This is a genomic window from Clostridium ganghwense, from assembly GCF_026735165.1.
Lineage (GTDB): Bacteria > Bacillota > Clostridia > Clostridiales > Clostridiaceae > Clostridium_H > Clostridium_H ganghwense.
On sequence record NZ_JAPQES010000001.1, the window covers coordinates 230,850 to 252,192 of the forward strand.

At 29.3% G+C, this 21,343-nt stretch carries 16 protein-coding genes; 10 read left to right on the forward strand and 6 right to left on the reverse strand.

What is annotated here, in order from left to right:
• Positions 1–180: 180 nt before the first annotated feature.
• Positions 181–2,487: an EAL domain-containing protein gene (locus tag OXH55_RS01095; protein ID WP_268047556.1), complete on the forward strand. Its 2,307-nt coding sequence runs from the start codon at positions 181–183 to the stop codon at positions 2,485–2,487.
• A 92-nt stretch (positions 2,488–2,579) separates the two neighbouring features.
• Here OXH55_RS01095 and OXH55_RS01100 read toward each other — a convergent pair whose 3' ends face one another.
• The 4 genes from OXH55_RS01100 to adhE form a co-directional block, all read right to left on the reverse strand.
• A complete protein-coding gene (locus tag OXH55_RS01100) occupies positions 2,580–4,592 on the reverse strand; it encodes a methyl-accepting chemotaxis protein (RefSeq protein ID WP_268047557.1) in 2,013 nt (670 codons plus the stop codon).
• Between the two features lie 262 nt (positions 4,593–4,854).
• Entirely contained in the window at positions 4,855–6,537 is a 1,683-nt protein-coding gene (locus tag OXH55_RS01105; protein WP_268047558.1) for a glycoside hydrolase family 13 protein, read from the reverse strand.
• Positions 6,538–6,589: 52 nt separating this feature from the next.
• Positions 6,590–7,597, reverse strand: a complete 1,008-nt coding sequence (locus OXH55_RS01110; RefSeq protein WP_268047559.1) for a LacI family DNA-binding transcriptional regulator — start codon at positions 7,595–7,597, stop codon at positions 6,590–6,592.
• Positions 7,598–7,742: 145 nt separating this feature from the next.
• Positions 7,743–10,301, reverse strand: a complete 2,559-nt coding sequence (gene adhE / locus OXH55_RS01115) for a bifunctional acetaldehyde-CoA/alcohol dehydrogenase (RefSeq protein WP_268047560.1) — start codon at positions 10,299–10,301, stop codon at positions 7,743–7,745.
• 776 nt (positions 10,302–11,077) lie between these two features.
• On the opposite strand from adhE, the gene OXH55_RS01120 reads away from it, so the two are divergent.
• From OXH55_RS01120 to OXH55_RS01135, 4 genes are all read left to right on the forward strand, one after another.
• A complete protein-coding gene (locus OXH55_RS01120; RefSeq protein ID WP_268047561.1) occupies positions 11,078–12,049 on the forward strand; it encodes a bile acid:sodium symporter family protein in 972 nt (323 codons plus the stop codon).
• 32 nt (positions 12,050–12,081) lie between these two features.
• Entirely contained in the window at positions 12,082–12,942 is an 861-nt protein-coding gene (panC, locus tag OXH55_RS01125) for a pantoate--beta-alanine ligase (protein ID WP_268047562.1), read from the forward strand.
• Positions 12,943–12,944: 2 nt separating this feature from the next.
• Positions 12,945–13,334, forward strand: a complete 390-nt coding sequence (panD, locus tag OXH55_RS01130; RefSeq protein ID WP_268047563.1) for an aspartate 1-decarboxylase — start codon at positions 12,945–12,947, stop codon at positions 13,332–13,334.
• Between the two features lie 231 nt (positions 13,335–13,565).
• Positions 13,566–14,516, forward strand: coding sequence for an alpha/beta hydrolase (locus tag OXH55_RS01135; RefSeq protein ID WP_268047564.1), 951 nt, complete (start codon positions 13,566–13,568; stop codon positions 14,514–14,516).
• 100 nt (positions 14,517–14,616) lie between these two features.
• Here OXH55_RS01135 and OXH55_RS01140 read toward each other — a convergent pair whose 3' ends face one another.
• Positions 14,617–14,973: a NifB/NifX family molybdenum-iron cluster-binding protein gene (locus OXH55_RS01140; RefSeq protein ID WP_268047565.1), complete on the reverse strand. Its 357-nt coding sequence runs from the start codon at positions 14,971–14,973 to the stop codon at positions 14,617–14,619.
• 112 nt (positions 14,974–15,085) lie between these two features.
• On the opposite strand from OXH55_RS01140, the gene OXH55_RS01145 reads away from it, so the two are divergent.
• From OXH55_RS01145 to OXH55_RS01165, 5 genes are all read left to right on the forward strand, one after another.
• On the forward strand, positions 15,086–16,177 hold the full coding sequence (locus tag OXH55_RS01145) for a nucleoside hydrolase (RefSeq protein ID WP_268047566.1): 1,092 nt from the start codon (positions 15,086–15,088) through the stop codon (positions 16,175–16,177).
• A 165-nt stretch (positions 16,178–16,342) separates the two neighbouring features.
• Positions 16,343–17,233, forward strand: a complete 891-nt coding sequence (locus OXH55_RS01150) for a patatin-like phospholipase family protein (protein ID WP_268047567.1) — start codon at positions 16,343–16,345, stop codon at positions 17,231–17,233.
• Positions 17,234–17,512: 279 nt separating this feature from the next.
• Entirely contained in the window at positions 17,513–18,316 is an 804-nt protein-coding gene (gene modA / locus OXH55_RS01155; RefSeq protein ID WP_268047568.1) for a molybdate ABC transporter substrate-binding protein, read from the forward strand.
• A 9-nt stretch (positions 18,317–18,325) separates the two neighbouring features.
• Positions 18,326–19,000, forward strand: coding sequence for a molybdate ABC transporter permease subunit (modB, locus tag OXH55_RS01160; RefSeq protein ID WP_268047569.1), 675 nt, complete (start codon positions 18,326–18,328; stop codon positions 18,998–19,000).
• A 48-nt stretch (positions 19,001–19,048) separates the two neighbouring features.
• The gene (locus OXH55_RS01165) at positions 19,049–19,714 is read left to right on the forward strand and encodes an ATP-binding cassette domain-containing protein (RefSeq protein ID WP_268047570.1); all 666 of its coding nucleotides are present in this window, start codon (positions 19,049–19,051) and stop codon (positions 19,712–19,714) included.
• A gap of 80 nt (positions 19,715–19,794) precedes the next feature.
• Here the strand turns inward: OXH55_RS01165 and OXH55_RS01170 are convergent, their stop codons facing one another.
• Positions 19,795–20,976 (reverse strand): methyl-accepting chemotaxis protein, encoded by a 1,182-nt coding sequence (locus OXH55_RS01170; protein WP_268047571.1) that lies wholly within the window; start codon positions 20,974–20,976, stop codon positions 19,795–19,797.
• Between the last annotated feature and the right edge of the window lie 367 nt (positions 20,977–21,343).

Genomic DNA, 21,343 nt, shown 5'->3' on the forward strand with positions numbered 1-21,343 from the left:
AATACTAATTAATTTACTTAGTTTACAATATTACAAAATTACTATAAACTTTAATTTTATACATGTAGAAAGCCGATGAAGAAAACTTCATTGGCTTTCTAATTTTTTATTTCAACTTTTACTGCTTTTATACGAAAATATAATTATAACCTTAACTCATAGAGGAGTGAAATACATAAGATGAAATTATATATAAAAGTTCTTAAAATAACAATATTATCTATATTACTTGGAATTTGCCTACTATATGCTTTTTCCAGAAATTTAATGATGAAAAACGCTAATAATTTAGAAACAGAAAAAGTTGTATCAGATACTATAAGAGTTTCACGCTTTATAAAAAAAGATTTACAAACTATGGATACTCTTAATTTAGAATATTCTCAATGGGATGAAACTTATGCATTTATGGAAAATCATAATGAACAGTATTTAAATTCCAATTTTAGTGATTTAATCAGTTTTAAAAACTTGAATATAGCATTTTTAGCATTTGTGGATTATTCTGGTAAAACTTTATTTACTAAAGATGTAACTAGTTCTTTACCACTATCACCAGATTTAAAACAAAATATACAAAAAGATATTATTTCTAAAATAAATTCTTTTGATAATTCCAAAAGACTTTCCGGCATCTTGATAAGTAATAATATACCTGTTTTTATTAGCGCACAACCCATAATAAAAAATGATGGTAGTGGACTACCAAGAGGTACTTTTATTTTAGCAAAATACTTTGATGATTCTGCCCTTAAAACTCTATCTGGTGACTTGAAACTTAACATAAAGGTAAAAAAATATAATCCAACACTTTTGAAAAACTCTATTATTTATAATAATATACATGTGAAAATACAAAACAATAATACTATCTCAGGATATTTTTTAATGAATGATATATTTGCTACACCTTCTTTAATTACAGCTGTAGATATGCCTAGAGATATTTATAAAAATGTGCAAGATAGCCTTATGTTTTTTCTCTTTATTCTATCTTTGATATGCTTTTTGTGTACTGCTCTTGTGGTAATTTCTCTAAACAAAATAATAATTAGAAAAATATTCGCTATTAAAACTGCAGTAGACTCAATTACAAATACAGGAAACTTATCTTTGAGAATAGATGAAAAAGGCGATGATGAAATAACAGAATTAAGTAAAAAATTAAATAAAATGTTTAACACATTACAAAAATCTGAGAAGGAATTAACACAACTTGCATATTTTGATACATTAACAACACTGCCAAACCGTAAGAATATATTAGAAAGTATAGAACAACTAATACAAAATAATCTCTCTAAATTTGCTTTGTTTTTTATTGATTTAAATAATTTTAAAAATATTAATGACAGTTTAGGTCATAATGCAGGAGATTTTATACTTCAAAAATCAGCCGAGAACCTCAGTACCATAATGGATAAAAACTGTTTGCTAGGACGATTAGGTGGAGATGAATTTATAATAGTTCAAAATTATATATCTTCAGTAGAAGAAACAGAAAAACTAGCTGAGGAAATCTGTAATATTTTAAGACATCCTATTAAATATGGTGAACATGAAATTTATGTTAGTGCTAGTATTGGAATTAGTATTTATCCTGATGATGGTGAAGATTTACCTACATTAATGAAAAATTCAGATACTGCAATGTATGCTGCTAAGAAAAATAAAGGATATAGTTATAAAACTTACTCTAAAAACATGAATTCTCAAGCATTAGATGAACTAATAATAAAAAACAACCTACAAAAAGCTTTAGAAAATAATGAATTTATTCTTCACTTTCAACCAATATATAACATAGCTAAAATGGATATAATAGGTGCTGAAGCACTGATTAGATGGAAATTCAAAGATAAGCTTATTTATCCTAATGATTTTATCCAAAAAGCCAAAGACATAGGACAGATAGTTTATATAGATAACTGGGTTTTACGTAATGCCTGTCTGGCGTGTAAAAAATGGCACGAGAAAGGATTTAAAGATATCTATATCTCTGTAAATATTTCTTTTAATCAGCTAAAACAGCAAAACTTTTTAGATATAGTTAAGGATGCCTTAAATCAATCAAAACTAGCTCCTACTTATTTAAATTTAGAAATCACTGAAGATGAATCTATGGAAGATGTGGAATTAACTATCACTACCTTAAATCAATTAAAGGATTTAGGAATAACTATTTCTTTAGATGATTTTGGTAAAGGTTATTCTTCGCTAAGCTATGTAAATACTTTACCTATTAACACTTTGAAAATAGATAAATCGCTTATTAGATTTTTAGATAAAGATTCTAAAAATCATGAGATAATTAAAACAATAATAGTAATGGCTCATAGTTTAAATGTAAAAGTAGTTGCTGAAGGTATAGAAACTGAAGACCAACTTGATATTTTAAAAGAATTAAAATGTAACGCTATGCAAGGCTATCTAATTGGAAAGCCTGTTGATACTGAAGACTTCGAAAATTCTTTTTTAAAAAAGTAGTATAATAATAACATAAAGCTAATGGAGAAGATTAATTCCTCTTATCCATTAGCTTTATATTTTACTGTTACTTTTATTTTTCTAATTTCTAATTATTCGGTTTTAAATCTATCCGTTTGTTCTTTTAATTTTGAAGCTAAATTATCCAGTTCACTTACCCCTGCACCTATTTCTTCAAAAGAAGCAACTTGCTCTTCTATAGCTGCATTTATTTGTTCCACTGATAACGCATTTTCCTGAGTAGTTTTAGATATTTCATTCATTGCTTTTGTCATTTCTTCTGAAATTTCAAATTGTCTTTTGGATGAATCATATATATTCTCAATTTTTTCAGTTGTTTGCTCTATAGCTTTTAATATATTATCAAATTGAATATTTGTATCATTAGATTTTTCTACACTTATTTTTACAAGTTCTTTACTTTCCACAATTGATAAATCAGCTTTATCAGCTTTTTCCTGAATTTCAGTTATTAATAAACTAATCTTAGACGTAGCTTCTTTACTTTCTTCTGCTAGTTTTCTTACTTCATCTGCAACAACAGCAAAGCCTTTTCCCTGTTCCCCAGCCCTAGCAGCTTCAATTGCTGCATTTAATGCTAAAAGATTAGTTTGTTCTGCAATCCCTGTTATCATTGAAACTATTTCACCTATGCGTTCTGATGAATATTTAAGTTCTTTTATAGAATCATATACATTTTGTGAAGATTTTTCTACTCTAATATTAGATTCCACAACTTCTTTTATATTTTTTGCTCCTAAAGTAGCTGATTCTAGAATATTTTTACTTGTTTGAACCGTATGCTCTGCTTCTTTAGAAATAACTTCTGAATTATTGGTTACCTCTTCAATACCAGCAGTTGTTTCTTCAACCATACTAGAATTATTTTGTAATCCACCAGATACTGTGTTTATTTCTTTAGCAATACTTTCTATACCCTCATTAGCTTGTTGCATTACTGATGATAATTCTTGTGATGACTGCGCTAAAGTATATGCATCATCTTTTACTTGAACTATCAACTGATATATTTTTTCAATAAAAATATTAAACCACTTAGAAAGCGTTCCCGTTTCATCTTTAGAATTAACTTGTAACCTTTGCGTTAAATCTCCTTCTCCTTCAGAAATATCCTTTAACATATCATTAGTTTTATTTAATGGCTTTGTTATCAAAATTGAAATATACATTCCAAATAATAACGATGCTATAATAACAACAATTACAACTATCCCCATTTGTATCAATGACTTAGTAACTGTATTTTTCACTAATTTTATATTATCTTTATGCATTTCTTCAATTAAAGGCTGAATATTATGCACTGCATTTCTATATTGGCCTATTAAACCAGCTGTGGCTTTTAAACCAATTTCTTTATCTATGGTAACTACTTGTTCAAACTTATTTTTATATGTATCTATTAAGGAATTTAAGTTTGATTTAGTTTCTACATTATAATTAGAATTATTTACTACAGCTTTAAAATTTGAAACTGTTCCTTCTAACTTTTCAACATACTTTATATCTTTTCTTAGAAGATAGTCTTTTTCTGATCTTCTAGCTTGTAGCATTAAAATTTCTAACTCCTGATTCTGTGGTAATTTTTCTATATTACCTTCAACTTTATGAACAGCATCTCTTAGCTCTCCAACTATTCCATAATCTTTAAACCCTCTAATTCTTAATTTTTCAACAACTTGTAAAAAATCATTGTGGTATTGTTGTGTTAAACCTGTTAACTGTTCTAATTTTTTTAACTCTTCTGGATTGTTCTGTATTTCTTCATACTTTTTTACTAATTGAATTTTTTCAGCTAAATCTTTAAAACTTGATTCAAATTCATCAATATAACTGCTTTTTCCTGTTTTAAAAAAGTCTAAGTTAGCTTGCTCCCTTAGCAGAAAGTCTTTTTCGTTCTTTCTCATTTCCAATACAAGTTGATAAACACTATTATTATCTAAAAGTAATGGAATCTTTTTATTTATAAGATTTGTTGTAACTGAATAGGAAATTCCCCCTAAAACCAACATAAAAATTATTATACCTAAGAATCCAGAACGTATTTTTGTTCTGATTTTTAAATCATTGAATTTCCGTTTCATTATTCTTGCCTTCCCCCTTCCAGAACTATTAGTTCTTTTGTAATGTTAAATATATACATATTGCTATGATTTTTTATGTATATATTAGTTTTCGTCAAAAATTTACATTTTCTTAAGTTAAATTTGTGTTAAATCTTATGTTTAATAGAAATTAACTTTTTATTATCTTTCTAAAAAAGCCACCTTCCAAACTATTGAAAGGTAGCTTCTAAAAATATATAAAAAATATGAGGATCCATTTATTGAAAATTAAATTCAAACTTTATTTTTTAAAATTATAAACCCTTGCTTCATAAGGTTTTAATGTAAATTCTTCTATATTGCAATCATCAACTTCATAATTTGAAATAACTAATTTTTTTGAATTATATGTTATATCCTCTGGCAATTTAAATTCTGATGTTTGTTCACTAAAGTTGCAAATTACTAATAACTTTTCATCTTCTAATGTTCTAGTATAAGCATAAATTTTTTCATGATCATCTAAAATCAAATCATATCTTCCATATACAACAATATCATTGTTTTTACGTATATCAATTAATTTTTTGTAATAATGAAAAATAGAGTTCTTATCTTCCAAAGCCTTTTTACAGTTTATTTCTTTATAGTTTGAATTAACATTTATCCAAGGTTTGCCTGTAGTGAAACCAGCATTCTCACTATCATCCCACTGAACAGGAGTACGAGCATTGTCTCTTCCTCTACCATAAATCCCCTTCATTACTTCTTCATGGTCTTTTCCCTGTTCATTTACTGCTTCATTATACATATTTAATGTTTCTATATCTTTATATTCTTCTATAGAATCAAATGCTACATTTGTCATTCCTATTTCTTCTCCTTGATATATATAAGGAGTACCCTGCATCATATGAAGACATGTTGCAAGCATTTTTGCACTTTTCACTCTGTATTCTTTATCATTACCAAAACGAGAAACCACACGTGGTTGATCATGGTTATTCCAGTATAAACTGTTCCATCCATCTCCTTCTAAACCCTTTTGCCATTTACTCATTATTGCTTTTAGTTCTGTTAATTTCCACGGCAAATCACTCCATTTACCATTTGGACCACTTCCCAAATCCATATGCTCAAATTGGAATACCATATTAAGCTCATTTCTATTTTCACCTACGTATTTTTTAGCAATTTCAGGATTTACACCTGGAGTTTCACCTACTGTCATAATGTCATATTTACTTAACACTTCTCTATTCATTTCTTGCAGAAATTCATGTACTCTTGGTCCATTCATACAATATTTTGCGCCATCTCCATACTTCTTTCCTTTATGAACTTCTCCATCTAAATATGCTTGATCTTTAGAGATGAAATTAATAACATCCATTCTAAATCCATCTACACCCTTACTTAACCACCAATCCATCATATCATAAACTGCTCTACGTAATTTAGGATTTTCCCAATTTAAATCAGGCTGCTTTTTACTAAATAGATGTAGATAATATTCATCTGTGTTTTTATCATATTTCCAAGTAGAACCACTGAAGAAAGACTCCCAGTTAGTTGGCTCTTTTCCATCTTTACCAGGTTTCCATATATAATAATCCCTATACTTATTATCTCTAGATTTCTTAGATTCAACAAACCATTTATGTTCATCTGATGAATGATTAACAACTAAGTCCATCATAATTTTCATTCCTCTTTTATGAGCTTCACTTAGCATTTCATCAAAGTCTTCCATGCTTCCAAATTCATCCATAATATTTTGATAATCACTTATATCATACCCATTATCATCATTTGGAGATTTGTAAACAGGTGATAACCAAATAACATCAATACCAAGCTCTTTTAAATAATCTAGCTTTTCTATAATTCCTCTTAAATCTCCTATTCCATCACCGTTACTATCATTAAAACTCCTTGGATATATTTGATAAACAACACTTTCTTTCCACCACTTTTTATTCATTTTTACCACTCCTTCTTAACGTAACCGTTTACATTAAATCTTATAATTTATCTTATTTAACTTCTTTAACAGTACTTCTTTCTTGAATATAATGAGGCATTATAATATTTTCAGCTTTTCCTTTACTTTCTATCATATGCACTAGCTTCTCTGCTGCCTTTTCTCCCATTTCGTAGAAAGGTTGTGCAACAGTTGTCAGTGGCGGAATACTCATCTCTGCTATCTGTGTATTATCATAACCTATGATAGATAACTCATCTGGTATTTTAATTCCTCTTTGATAGGCCATAGATAGTGCCCCTACCGCCATATCATCACTTGCTGCAAATATTGCAGTAAATTTTTCAATGCCTTCTTCTAGTAGTTCCTCCATACACTTAATGCCACTTCTATAGCTAAAATCTCCATATTTTATAAGGCTTTCATCTATAGATAAACCATAATCTCTTAATGCATCTATGTATCCGTCAACCCTTGATTTTCCAGCTATAAACTCATCTTTTGTTCCACTAATCATAGCTATTTTTTTATGGCCTCTTTCTATGAGAAATTGAGTTGCATTATATGCTGCTTGTCTATCATCCACTTTAACATAAGGAAGCTGATATCTATAAGACATTGTGGACACTAGGATACATGGAACATTCATACTTGAAATTGCTTCATGATACTCATTTTTCATAGGCAAACTAACTATAATAAGGCCATCTACTCGCTTTTCAGATAAGATGTTTAAATAGTCTATTATTCTTTCTCCTAAAATTCCTGTGTTACATATAATTACGCTATAATCCTTCTTATGAGCAGTAATCTCTATTCCATTTAAAATTTTTGAAAGAAACATAGTTGATACATCAGGAACTAAAACTCCTATTGTTTGTGTACTCTTGTTTGCTAGTCCTCTAGCTATTGCATTTGGCTTATAGCCTAGTTCTTTTATTGCTTCTAGTACCTTTTCTTTAGTTTTTTCTGAATAACCGTCTTGATTATTCAAAACTCTAGATACTGTAGCTACTGATACATTAGCTTTTTTTGCGACATCTCTAATTGTTGGTTTCATATTTCTCTCCCTTTACGTAACCGTTTACTCAATTACAATATATCATGCATTTGGTTATTTGTCTATGTTTTCTTACAATAAAAAAACGAGCCTGAAAAACTTTTTTTAATTTACTGTTCTTCTGGCTCATTTTAAACTCTTTTAATTATTTATATGCTTTTATCATAAGTTCTTTTATTTCCTTTACAAGTGGAAGTCTTGGATTAGAAGTTGTACATTGATCTTCAAAAGCTTCATCTGCTAATCGTTCAGTTATGCTATTAAAGTGTTCTTCTTCTATTCCACATTCAGCTAAAGTTAACGGCATATTGACTTTTTTCATTAAATCTCTAACTGCATTTGCTAAACTTTTAACTCCTTCTTCTGGTGTTGAACATGGTAAATTAAGTTGTTTTGCAATTTGTTGATATTTCGTAGGTGCTATATAATATTCGTATTTAGGGAAAATAGTAAATTTTGTTGGTTTTCCTCCATTATATTCAATAACATGTGGAAGCATAACAGCATTAGCTCTTCCATGGGATATATGAAATTCAGAACCCAGTTTATGCGCAATACTATGATTAACCCCTAAAAAAGCATTAGTAAATGCCATACCTGCCATACATGATGCATTATGCATTTTTTCTCTTGCTTCTTTATCATGTCCTGCTCTATATGCAACAGGCAAATACTTAAATACCAGTTCGATAGCTTTCATAGCAAGTGCATCGGTATAATCAGAAGCCATAACGGAAACATAAGCTTCTATAGCATGTGTTAATACATCAATTCCTGTATCAGCTGTAACTGATGGTGGTACTGTCATAACTAACTCTGGATCTATAATTGCAATATCTGGGGTCAATTCATAATCAGCCAAAGGATATTTCATATTATTTATTTTATCAGTTATTACTGCGAAAGCTGTTACCTCTGAACCTGTACCTGAAGTAGTTGGTATTGCTACAAATCTAGCTCTTCTACCCATTTTAGGAAATTTAAATGTTCGCTTTCTAATATCCATAAATCTAAGCTTAAGTGCATTAAAATCTAAATTTGGATTTTCATAAAACAACCACATTGCTTTTGCAGCATCCATTGGAGAACCACCTCCAAGTGCAATTATTACATCTGGTTCATATCCTCTCATTAATTCTGTTCCACGCATAACAGTTTCCAAAGATGGATCTGGTTCTACTTGTGTAAAAACATTAATATCAGCATTAGTCTTTTTTAAATGATACATAATCTTAGATACATATCCAAGTCTATCCATAGCTTTATCAGTAACTATAAAAACTCTTTTTGCCTGCAATTTTGATAAATATTGTATTGAATCTGCTTCAAAATAAACTCTCTCTGGAATTCTAAACCACTGCATATTAACTCTTCTCTTGACTACCTTTTTAACATTAATCAAATTTAATGCACTAACATTTTGCGTTGTTGAATTTTTCCCCATTGTTCCACATCCCAATGTTAAGGAAGGCATATTGGTATTATATATGTCTCCAATTGCTCCTTGAGAAGATGGAGAGTTAGTTATTATTCTTCCCACTCTAACTCTTCTTGAAAATAATTCAATTACATGCTCATCTGTAGAATGTATTACAGCTGAATGACCTAATCCCCCAAATTCTATCATTTCTTCGCAACGTTTTATTCCTTCTTGATAACCATCCACAATATACATTGATAATATAGGACTTAATTTTTCTCTTGATAGCGGATATTGTACGCCTACTCCCTTAAGGTCTGCAATTAAAATTTTAGTATCCTTTGGTACGTCTAATTCTACCATTTCAGCAATTTTAACTGCACTTTGACCTACTATTTCAGGACTCATAGCACATCTCTCTTCATCAATTGCCAATTTTTCTAATTTTTTCATTTCTTCTTCACTTAAAAAGTAGCATCCATTTTCCTTTAATAAATTTATAACTTCCTCAGAAATTTCTCTATCTATAATAACCCCTTGTTCAGAAGCACATATTGTTCCATTATCAAAGGTTTTACTCATTATAAGATCATTAACAGCCCTTTTAAGTTTAGCTGTTTTTTCAATATAACATGGTACGTTACCAGCTCCAACTCCTAGTGCTGGTTTACCTGTAGAATACGCTGTCTTAACCATTCCTGGCCCACCAGTTGCAAGAATCATATCCACTCCTGGATGATACATCAATTCTTTTGATGCTTCTATAGAAGGTTCTTCAATCCATTGAATACAAGTGTCCGGTGCACCTGCTTTTATAGCAGCATCTCTAACTATTCTTGCAGCTTCAACACTACACTTTTGTGATCTTGGGTGGAAACTAAATATGATAGGATTTCTAGTTTTCATTGAAATTAATGCTTTAAAAATAGTAGTTGATGTAGGATTTGTAGTAGGTGTAACTCCTGCTATAACACCTACAGGTTCAGCTACCTCCATATAATCCTCTTCTGGATTATCCATTATAACACCAACAGTTTTAAGCTTTTTTATACTGTGATATACATATTCTGAAGCAAAAATATTCTTAGTAATCTTATCTTCATATACTCCCATGTTTGTTTCTTCAACAGCCATTTTTGCCAATTCCCTATGTTTTTCAAGTGCTGCCATAGCCATTTCCTTAATAATGTTATCTACTTTTTCTTGATCAAAATCAAGAAATTCTTCATGAGCTTTTCTAGCGTTTTTAACTAATAAATTAATTTCACTTTTAACTTTATCCATTTTGTTCCTCCATGTCCATTGTATTTGCTAAAAAATCAATAATAAATTGATTTAAAATTTCAGTAGTATTATGTGTATTTACAAAAAAAATAAAGCTATTCAATGTGAATAACTTAAAATTCAAAACTTATTTATGTAGTTTACTTTTAATTACAATATTAGAAACAGATATTTTTTTGACATATTATTATTCATATGTTAAAATACTTCAAAATGGGTAGTATCCTATGGAACTGCACCAATTTGTCATATTCAAATTAAATATTTATTCTGCTCATATCGTTAGAATGAGACAGCTATAGTGGGACAAGTATACCTACCTCATAGCTTGAGGTTTTTTTGTATTGCATCCATTTATTTTTAAAAAATGGAGGTGATAATACTGAAAATAGAAAAATATTTTTCCACAAAAAATATAAGAATTACAGGAGATTATAGCAGAACCTACCAGTCTGCATTAAAACTTTCTAAATTTATATATTTAAAATCATATCAAAATTTAATACAAATCATTCAGGATAGCAATACACTATTTATTACAACTCCCTGTAATAGCATATATGATATCTGGCAGAGTATAACTAAGTATAATATAAAATGCAAAATAATTTGTCACAATAATGATAGATTATTTTCTAATTCATTTTCCAATATAGACAATTCATGTTCCTCTCAATATCCTATCCATTTTATATTTTCATTTTCAAATAAGGCTAACATGTATAAAAATTTAATAAACGCTTATATATGGTAGTCATAAAATGGAGGGCTTCACAATGAGTTTATTAGGCATATTAAAAAAAATTAACAAATTTGCAGGTAAGTATTTTGCTATTTTAGTTATAGCAGTTTCAGCATGGTGTGTATATAAACCTTTAACCCTTAAAGCATTAGTTCCTCATATTTCATTAATGCTTGGTTTTATCATGTTTGGAATGGGAATGTCCTTAAAATCAGAAGACTTGCAACTTATTTTTAAAAGACCTAAAGAGATTTTAATAGGAGCAACTGTACAATTTACTGTTATGCCATTAATTGCATTTGTATTGTGCTATTTGTTTAAGCTACCATCAGACCTTGCAGTAGGCGTTATACTTGTAGGAACATGCCCTGGTGGAACATCTTCCAATGTAATGACTTACCTTGGTAAAGGTGATATAGCGCTATCAGTTTCTATGACTACAGTTACTACATTATTAGCTCCTATTGTAACACCTTTTTTAACACTTTTATTGGCTGGCAAATTTGTACCTGTTTCAGCCTTTGCAATGTTTTTATCTATAGTAAAAATTATTCTTTTACCAATCTTTTTAAGTATTATAGTAAAGAAACTTTTGGGACATAAGGTTGATAATTTTTGTGAAATCTTTCCGTTAGTATCAATTGTTTGTATTGTCTTGATATCAGGATGTATAGCTGGAGCTAATGCTTCAAAAATAACAACTTGTGCTCTATTAACGTTTTTAGTAATTGCAATCCATAACGCATTAGGATTAGTAGTAGGCTATTTTGCTGGAAAACTCTTTGGTTTTTCTGAGGAAAAGAGAAGAACTCTTTCTTTTGAAATAGGTATTCAAAATTCAGGTCTTGGCGTTTCATTAGCAGCTGCTCATTTTAATCCTACTGCTGCGCTACCAGCTGCTATAACTAGTATATGGCAAATCATCACTGGTCCAATAATTGCAAGTTATTGGGCAAAAAAGACAGCAAATAACACACATGATAAAAAATTTAAAAATGTATCATAAAAATATTAGGTTAAAGAGGAGAATGTATTAAAATGCATAAATTTAAAGTAATTCATACAATAAAAGAAGTTAGGCAATGTATAAAAGAATGGAGAAAGGAAGGCTTATCAATAGGACTTGTTACTACTATGGGATATCTTCATGAAGGACATAAAAGTCTCATTGATAGAGCCTCAGAAGAAAATGATAAAGTAGTAGTAAGTGTTTTTGTAAATCCTATTCAATTTGGAGCAAATGAGGATTTAAATACCTACCCAAGATATATAGAGAGAGATGCAAAAATTTGTGAAGAAGCCAGAGCTAATTTAGTATTTAACCCTGAGTCAAAGGAAATGTATTTTGAGGATGCAGCAACTTATGTAAATGTAGAAGGTCTTACAACTGGATTATGCGGCGCTAAAAGACCAGGTCATTTTAGAGGAGTATGTACTGTAGTTTCAAAACTATTTAATATTGTAACTCCTGATAAAGCTTATTTTGGTGAAAAAGATGCTCAACAGTTAGCTGTTATCAAAAGAATGGTTAAAGACTTAAATTTTAATATAGAAATTGTAGGATGCCCTATTGTACGAGAAAAAGATGGACTTGCCAAAAGCTCAAGAAATACTTATCTTTCAGTAAGAGAAAGAGAAGAAGCTTTGTGTTTAAACAAGAGTCTAAAAAAAGCAAAAGAAATACTAACAAAAGGTGAAACATATTCTGATAAAATAAGAAAAACTATTGAAGAAGAAATAACTAAAGTACCATCTGCAAAAATAGATTACATTGAAATTGTGGATAGTTTATCACTAAGTCCAGTAGAAAAAATTGAAAAATCAGTACTTATAGCAATTGCAGTTTATATAGGCAAAACTCGTCTTATAGATAATTTTACATTTGAAAAGGAGAAATAATAATGAAATTAAATATATTAAAATCAAAAATACATAGAGCCGTAGTAACACAAGCTGACTTGAATTATGTAGGAAGTATAACAATAGATAAAGATTTAATGGATGCTGCAAATATATTAGAATATGAAAAGGTTGATATAGTAGATATAGACAATGGTAACAGATTTCACACCTATGTAATAGCTGGAGAACGTGGAAGTAAAGTTATCTGTTTAAATGGAGCGGCAGCAAGATGTGTTCAACCTCAAGATAAGATTATAATTATGTGCTACTGCGAAATTGATGAAGAAGAATATAGAGAGCACAAACCTAAAGTAGTTTTTATAAATGAAGATAATTCAATAGATAAAATAACAAACTATGAAAAACATGGTGAAATTCATTTAGGTTAATAAAACTTTTTTCAGCAGTCCTCATGCTTTTATAATAAACGCATGAGGACTTATTTTTTACAAATATCTGACTTTATATTTAATCAAACATTATCTTTTTGTTTAAAAAAATATTTGATTATGTTATTATATGCCTTGTCAAATGTTGGCTTATTTTATCTATTTTTATTATAATAAAATAAGTCGGTGTAGCGTAGACTGCACTAGATATTAAAAGGAGCGAGTAATAAAATGAATACTGCTAAAAATATAAACAAGCCAAAAGCATTTCCTAAGAAAACAGTAATTTTATTTGTTTCATTTTTTCTTATCATATCTTTGATTATAGTATCTATTTCTATTTACGTCGGTTGGAATTTAACAAGACCCAAAAGAGATGCTATTAATGACTCCCCTAGTAACTACGGGCTAATTTATGAAGATATTTCATTTCACAGTCTTTATGATAATATTTCATTAAAAGGTTGGTGGATTCCTTCTCAAAAGTCTAAAAACATAAACCAAACTAATGAAACTGTTATTTTTTCACATGGATATGGTGATAACAGAAGTTTACGTGATATTTCCGTATTAAATCTTGCCCAAAAATTAGTACAAGCTGGTTATAATGTTCTTGTTTTTGATTTTAGAGCTTCTGGAAAATCAGAGGGTTCAATTTCTTCTATAGGTCAATTTGAAAAATATGATGTTTTAAGTGCTATTAAGTTTGCAAAAAGCCAAAAACATTCTAACAATATACATTTAATTGGATGGTCTATGGGAGCTGTTTCATCCATATTAGCTGGTACAGAGTCAGAAGATGTAAAAACAATAATTGCTGATAGCCCATTTGCTAATTTAAGAAATTATCTTAAAGACAATTTACCACATTGGTCTCATCTTCCCTCTTTTCCGTTTACAAATATAATTTTATCTACAATTCCAATTATGGAAGGAGTAGATGTAGATAGTGTACGTCCTATTGATGCTGTAGCTAATTTGAAAAATAAACGTCTGTTATTGATTCATAGTAAAAATGATAAAGCAATTCCTTATCATAACAGTGAACTTATTTATAAAGCTGTTCCAAATAAAAAACTTGTTGATATTTGGATTACTAAAAAGGCAGGTCATATAAGGTCTTATCTCACTAATAAAAATGAATATGAAAAAAAAATACTATCATTTTTAAAAAACAACTAAATATTTTTAACTTAGCTTATAATTTAAGCCAACACAACTTATAATTCCTAGTTGTGTTGGCTTATTTATTTTTAAAACAATTACAGTTTATATTCTTTTATTAGTGATGATGCTCTCCATGATGACTACACATAGCTTCTTTATCCTTTAACTCCCCATTTAAGTACTGGTTAGCTGCATCTTTATAACTGCCACAAGCTCCTCTTATAACTGTAAACCCTTCTGATTCTAAAGCATCATACATGCCCTCTCCCATTCCTCCAGCAAGAATTACAGATATATTTTCACTTGCCAAAAATTTTGCAAGTCCTTCATGATTATGTTCATGTACATTTCCAATTGCAATTTCTTCTTGTCTTGTAATCTCATTACCTTCAACAGATAAAACAGCAAAACTCTTACTTTTTCCGAAATGTTGATTTATATCATCTCCATTTTTAGGTGCAGCAATTTTCATTTATATCACTCCCTTATTAAAAAATTATATATTCTTAATTTAATATGTGTACATTTAATCTTTTTTATTAGAAACAATAAAAATATATAAAAACTGTTCAGGAGGATAAATCATGAAAAAAAAGTTGTCATTATTCATAATTGTAATGTTTAGTTTATGTATAATAACTTCTCTAGAAACTCATAAGCCAATATTAGATTTACAAACTAATAAAGTAGTATTAAGTTCAACGTCTCATAAAGTTATATTGGATACTGACTTCGCAATGCCTCCACAAGATGATGCATTAGCTACAATATTGGCTTTAAATTCTCCCCAAATTAATCTTATAGGAATTACAACAGTAGCAGGAAATAATAGTGTAGAACAAGCTACCGCCGACTTACTTCGCATGTTAGAAATTGCTAATCGTGAAGATATTCCTGTTTTTGTTGGAGCTAACATGCCTTTAGTTCACGAAAAAACAGAATATGCACAGAGTGTTTGGGGTAAATGGTGGTCTGATGAAGCACCTTCAAAACCTCCAGGAGGCTTTGCTAAAAAGAAAGCTGAAAAGGAAAGTGCTGTTGATTTTATTGTTAAATCAGTAAGAGAAAATCCAGGAGAAATAACTATAATTGCCATTGGCCCACTCACAAATATTGCAAAAGCTATTCGCCAAGAACCTGGATTTGCTCAAAATGTTAAACAATTAGTTATCATGGGAGGTGCTATAGCACGACTACCAGACGGTGCTGGGAATGTAACTCCAAATGCAGAATTTAATTTTTGGGTTGATCCTGAAGCTGCTAAAGTAGTGCTTCGTTCAGGTATTCCAATTACGTTGTCTCCTTTAAATGTATCCAGAAAGACTCATTTGACTAAAAACTGGTATGAAAAGCTGGTTACAGTTGATACTCCAATCACACGCCTAATTAAAGAAACTATGGGGCCTCAATATGCGAAAAATCCTGATCACGTATATTTAATGTATGATCAGGTTGCAGTTGCCAGTTTAATAAATCCAACCATTGTTAAAACAAAAGATCTTTATGTTGATGTAGATATTAATCATGGAATGAATTACGGTACATCTGTAGGTTGGAATCGTATATGGCCTGGAGCTGAAGGTGCACAGAAAGTGCTAGTTCAATATGACCTAGACTGGGAAAAATTTATAAATCTCTTTATAAAAGAAGTGATAAAACCCGTTCCTCAAAAATAAATTATAAGATTGCAAAAGAAGAGGACTCTCTATTAACTAAGAGTCTCTCTTCTTTCTTTTTTTCATCACCATACGCTTATTTAAATCATATATATATATATGCATATTGTTTAACTCTAAACTAAAATATATTATTGTTTTTATTATAAAAGGGGTTGCTACTTTATGTCTAAATATAGAATCATAACATTTGATGGTGGTGGAGTACGTGGAATTATATGTTCTATACTTTTTAAAAGATTATATGAGCATTTTCCAAACTTAATTAACATAACTGATCTTTTCTCTGGTACTTCTTCAGGAGCTTTAATGACTCTAGGGCTATCTTATGGTTTAACCCCAGAAAAAATAGTAAATCTGTATACTAAAAAAGCTGCTAAATTTATCTTCACTCCAAAATACCCTTATTTGTGTAGACCCAAGCATGATAACAAACATCTAATACAACTATTAAATTATATTTTTCCTAAATCTTTACGTCTAAAAGACTTAGAACATCATGTACTAATACCATCATTTAAAATAATTGCCTCTAACTCTGGTAATTATGAACCAGTCTTCTACAACAATTTTCCTAACTCTAATACCAAGTACGAAAAAGTTATTGATGTAGCACTTTATAGCAGCTCAGCCCCTATTTATTTTCCTTCATATAAAAACCATATTGATGGGGGTGTCATAGCTAATAATCCTAGTATAGCAGCAATTTCTATTGCTAAAAATCAAGATTTTGGCAATAAAAATTTAGATGAAATTTATTTATTATCTATTGGTACAGGATTTTATCCTTTGAAAATTAATGTAGATACATCAAACTGGGGTACTCTTCAGTGGATAAATTGCCCTCATCTAATAGGTCTACTATTTGATTGTCAAACTCAAGCCAATATATACTATAGTTCTAACCTTCTTGGTAATCAATATTTCCGTATAAATCCTAAATTACCTTATCCAATTATACTGGATGATTATAAAGAAGTTCCTTACTTAAGATGCCTAGCAGAAAATTATAGTCTTGAATCCACTATAGAATGGCTTCAACAAAACTGGTTTTAAAATATTACACCATCACTGTACCAAAGCTCTTGATAAATCACCAACAAATGTAAATAACCTAAATGTGAAGCCCTAAATCTTAAAAGACTTAGGGCTCTATTACTGAAAAATTATACAATTTTTCTAGATAAAATCATAATTTCAAGAAATTTTTAGAAAAACTTACAATATAGTTAAATATTATACATTTATTGACCAAAAGCTTATATATTATACTTGCACTAAATAATCATTACTCCTATATTAATAATATACAGTAAAAAATTGGGGGGATTAAATATGAAAAAACTTTTTAGTATTTTAATTATGTGTACTTTAGTTTTAGGATTATTTGGATGTGGTAATTCTAAGGTAAAAGAGAGTACCGCTGCAGCAAGTAATGATAAAGAGAATTTAGATATAACAGTATCAGCTGCCGCAAGTTTACATGAAGTATTAACTGAAATACAAAAAAAATATGAAGGAAAAACAGAGGCTAAGCTTTCAATTAACTTTGCATCTTCTGGTTCTTTACAAAAACAAATAGAACAAGGTGCCCCAGTAGACTTATTTTTATCAGCTTCAAAAAGTAAAATGGACAAGTTACAAGAAAAAGATCTAATTGATGTAGATACTAGAGTTGATTTATTAAAAAACTCACTTGTTTTAATTGCATCTAAAGAATATAAAGATAAAATCAAGCAGCTTTCTGATATAAAAAATATGGATGTTAAAATAAGTATTGGAGAACCTGAATCTGTTCCAGCAGGAAAATATGCAAAAGAAACTATGGAACATTATAAATTATGGGAACCTCTAAAGGATAAAATTGTATATGGAAAAACTGTGAAACAAGTTGCTCAATATGTAGAAAGTGGCGAGGCAGTTGCTGGTATTGTTTATAATACAGATGTTGCTTTATTGGATAAAAGTTACAAAATCCAAACCTTTGATGAAAAATCTCATAAGCCTATTGTATATCCAATGGCAATAGTAAAAAATAGTAAAAACAAACAAGGTGTAAAGAAATTCATGAAATATCTTTCTAGCAGTGAAGCCCATGATATGTTTGTAAAATTCGGATTTGATCCTATTAAAAAATAGGTAATTATTATGATATTAGAGCCAATTATTCTATCATTAAAAGTAGCTTTTGTATCTACAATTTTTACATTTATAATTGGAATGTTACTTGCTAGAGTATTCACTAAATACAATTTTAAGGCAAAAGACATACTTGAATCCTTGATTATTTTACCGATGGTTCTTCCACCAACAATTACAGGGTATGGATTACTTATTTTGATGAGCAAAAGGTCTTTTTTAGGAAACTTTTTATACAACACATTTGATATAACCCTTATATTTACTCCAGCTGCTGCTTGTATTGCTGCGTCAGTGGTTTCAATACCTTTAATGTATCAAAGCTGTAAGGCTGCATTTTTAAATATTGACCATATATACGAAAATGCTGCACGAACTCTTGGTGCAAGTGAATGGCGTATTTTCTGGAAAATAAGCTTTCCTCTCGCATGGCCAGGTATAGTAAGTGGAATAGTATTATCTTTTGCAAGAGCACTAGGAGAATTTGGTGCAACTCTTATGGTTGCAGGAAATATTCCTGGTAAAACTCAAACTATTCCTACTGCAATATATTTCGCTGTAGATAATGGATATACAGAAGTAGCAAATACTCTTTTAGGAGTAGTTGTAGTCTTTAGCTTTGTTTTAATATTTGGTCTAAACGGATGGTTAAAAAAGAAAGACTACACTGAAACAAAGCCCTAGTATTTGAGAATTAATGATACATATATTAATTGATATCAGGAGGATTAAATGATACAGTTAGATATAATAAAAAAATTACACTATTTTGATTTAAAATGCAATTTAACCTTAGATAATGAAGTAGTTGCATTACAAGGATCTTCTGGTTCAGGGAAAACAACAATTTTAGATTGTATTTCGGGTATTAAAACTCCTGATAAAGGAATTATTAAAATAGATGATAAAACAATATTTTCATCTTTTAGTAATATAAATTTACCAATAAGAGATAGACATATAGGCTATTTATTTCAAAACTATGCTTTATTTCCTCATATGACAGTAGAAGAAAACATATTGTTTGGAGTAAAAAATCAAAAGGATTATAATATGGATTATATAAAGTATATTACTGAAATCTTTAAAATTGAACATCTTAAAGATAGAAAGCCTAACCAGATATCAGGAGGAGAAAAACAACGAGTAGCATTGGCAAGATCACTAGCTGTAAAGCCAAATGTATTAATGCTTGATGAACCCTTTTCAGCATTAGATAAAACAACAAAGGAAATAGTTTATAAAGAATTCCTAGAATATAAGAAAAATTTTAAAATAAGTATTCTTCTTGTTACTCATGATCCATATGAATCGGAATTGCTTGCAGATAGAATAGTAAGCATTAAAGACGGAATGTGTATTAATTGTAAAACAAATGAATTAAAATTATCGGTTTAAATGATATTAAAGGCGAGTAAAATTATACTTACTTTATAGTAATTTTACTCGCTATTTTATTAATTAGATTTAGTAATTAGTTATTGATTCAATAAATCCATTCCATTTTGTAGTTCTTGTGCTATAGTTGCTAATTCTTGACTTACTTCAGATGCCCCTCCCACTGATCGACTTAAACTATCATTGTCTTCAACACTCTGTCTCAATAAGTTTTCATTTTTCTTCATACCATCAGCAAGAGATTTAGTTATATCATCCATTTCTTTTATATAAGCTAATAACTCTGTAATTCCTTTATCTCCAAGTGATAAATCATTCTCAGTTAAACTAAGATGTTTCACTACACCTTGTACTAAATTATTAATTTCATCTATATTATCCTTTATTTCTTTAGCAAATGTATTAGTATTTTCCGCAAGCTTTCGAATTTCACCAGCAACAACTGAAAATCCTTTGCCTGCTTCTCCCGCTCTTGCAGCTTCTATAGAAGCATTTAAAGATAGTAAATTAGTCTGTGAAGCAATTTGTTGTATTGCTGATATTATATTTGTAATCATCTCAGATTTCTGTTTTAATTCATCAGTTAACCCTACTGATACTTGCATTGACTTAGTCACTTCTCTCACTTTATCTTTAACTTCAATTGCAAATGTATCACAATCATTTGCCTTTTTATGAACATTTATAGATAAGTCTAGACCTTCATTTACTCTTTCCAGCACTTCTGCCGATTTTCTATTTATGTTCTTGGATAAATCAGCTGCCTCCTCAGATGATGCTGCTAATTCTTGAGACACAGCACTTAACTGCTCCGATTGTGAATTTATCGTCTCTATAGTTCTAGTACGTAGTTGGTTATCTCTTACAATTTCTACTATACCTATAAGTTCACCATCTTTATTGAAAATTCCAGAACTAGATATAAGTGAAGGATTTTTTTCACCGTTTTTTGTAATTATATAAGTAGCTACATCTCTTAAACATTCATGTTTTTCAGCACATTTTTGCACTGGACAATCTGAACAATAAGGAGTTTCAAATACATCTTTGCATTTAAGTCCTAATGCTTCTGATTCACTATAACCTGTAAGCTCCTGCATAATTTTAGGCCACATTATTATCTTATAATTCATATCCCTTACATAATATGGATCAGGTATTGCATTTACAATCCCTTCTAAAGTAGCCATTTTCCCCTCTAATTTAATTATTTTTTCACTTTCTTCTCTAATTTCATTTTTAACTTTATTTCTTCTAAACATAAATTACTCATCCTTATCTTTTAATAATTTATACTTTTAATACTTTTCTCTAGAAATTACCTTTTTCTTATTCATGGTTGTTATCTTATTATAAATTTTGTCTTTTATTGTATTTTATTGTCTTTTATTGTATTTTGTTAACTATCTGTATAGTATAATACCATATTTGGTAAATAAATTCATCTTTTTTAAATATCATTCATCAAAAAATATTAAAGACAATAAAAAAAATAAAGCCATTAAATATAACTGACTTTAAATTAATTTCTAAACTTAATTATTTTAGAAAAATCAAAAATTACGTTGAAAATAACTTCAACGTAATTATATGTATATTTACTTTTCAATATAGTTATAAATAAATTTT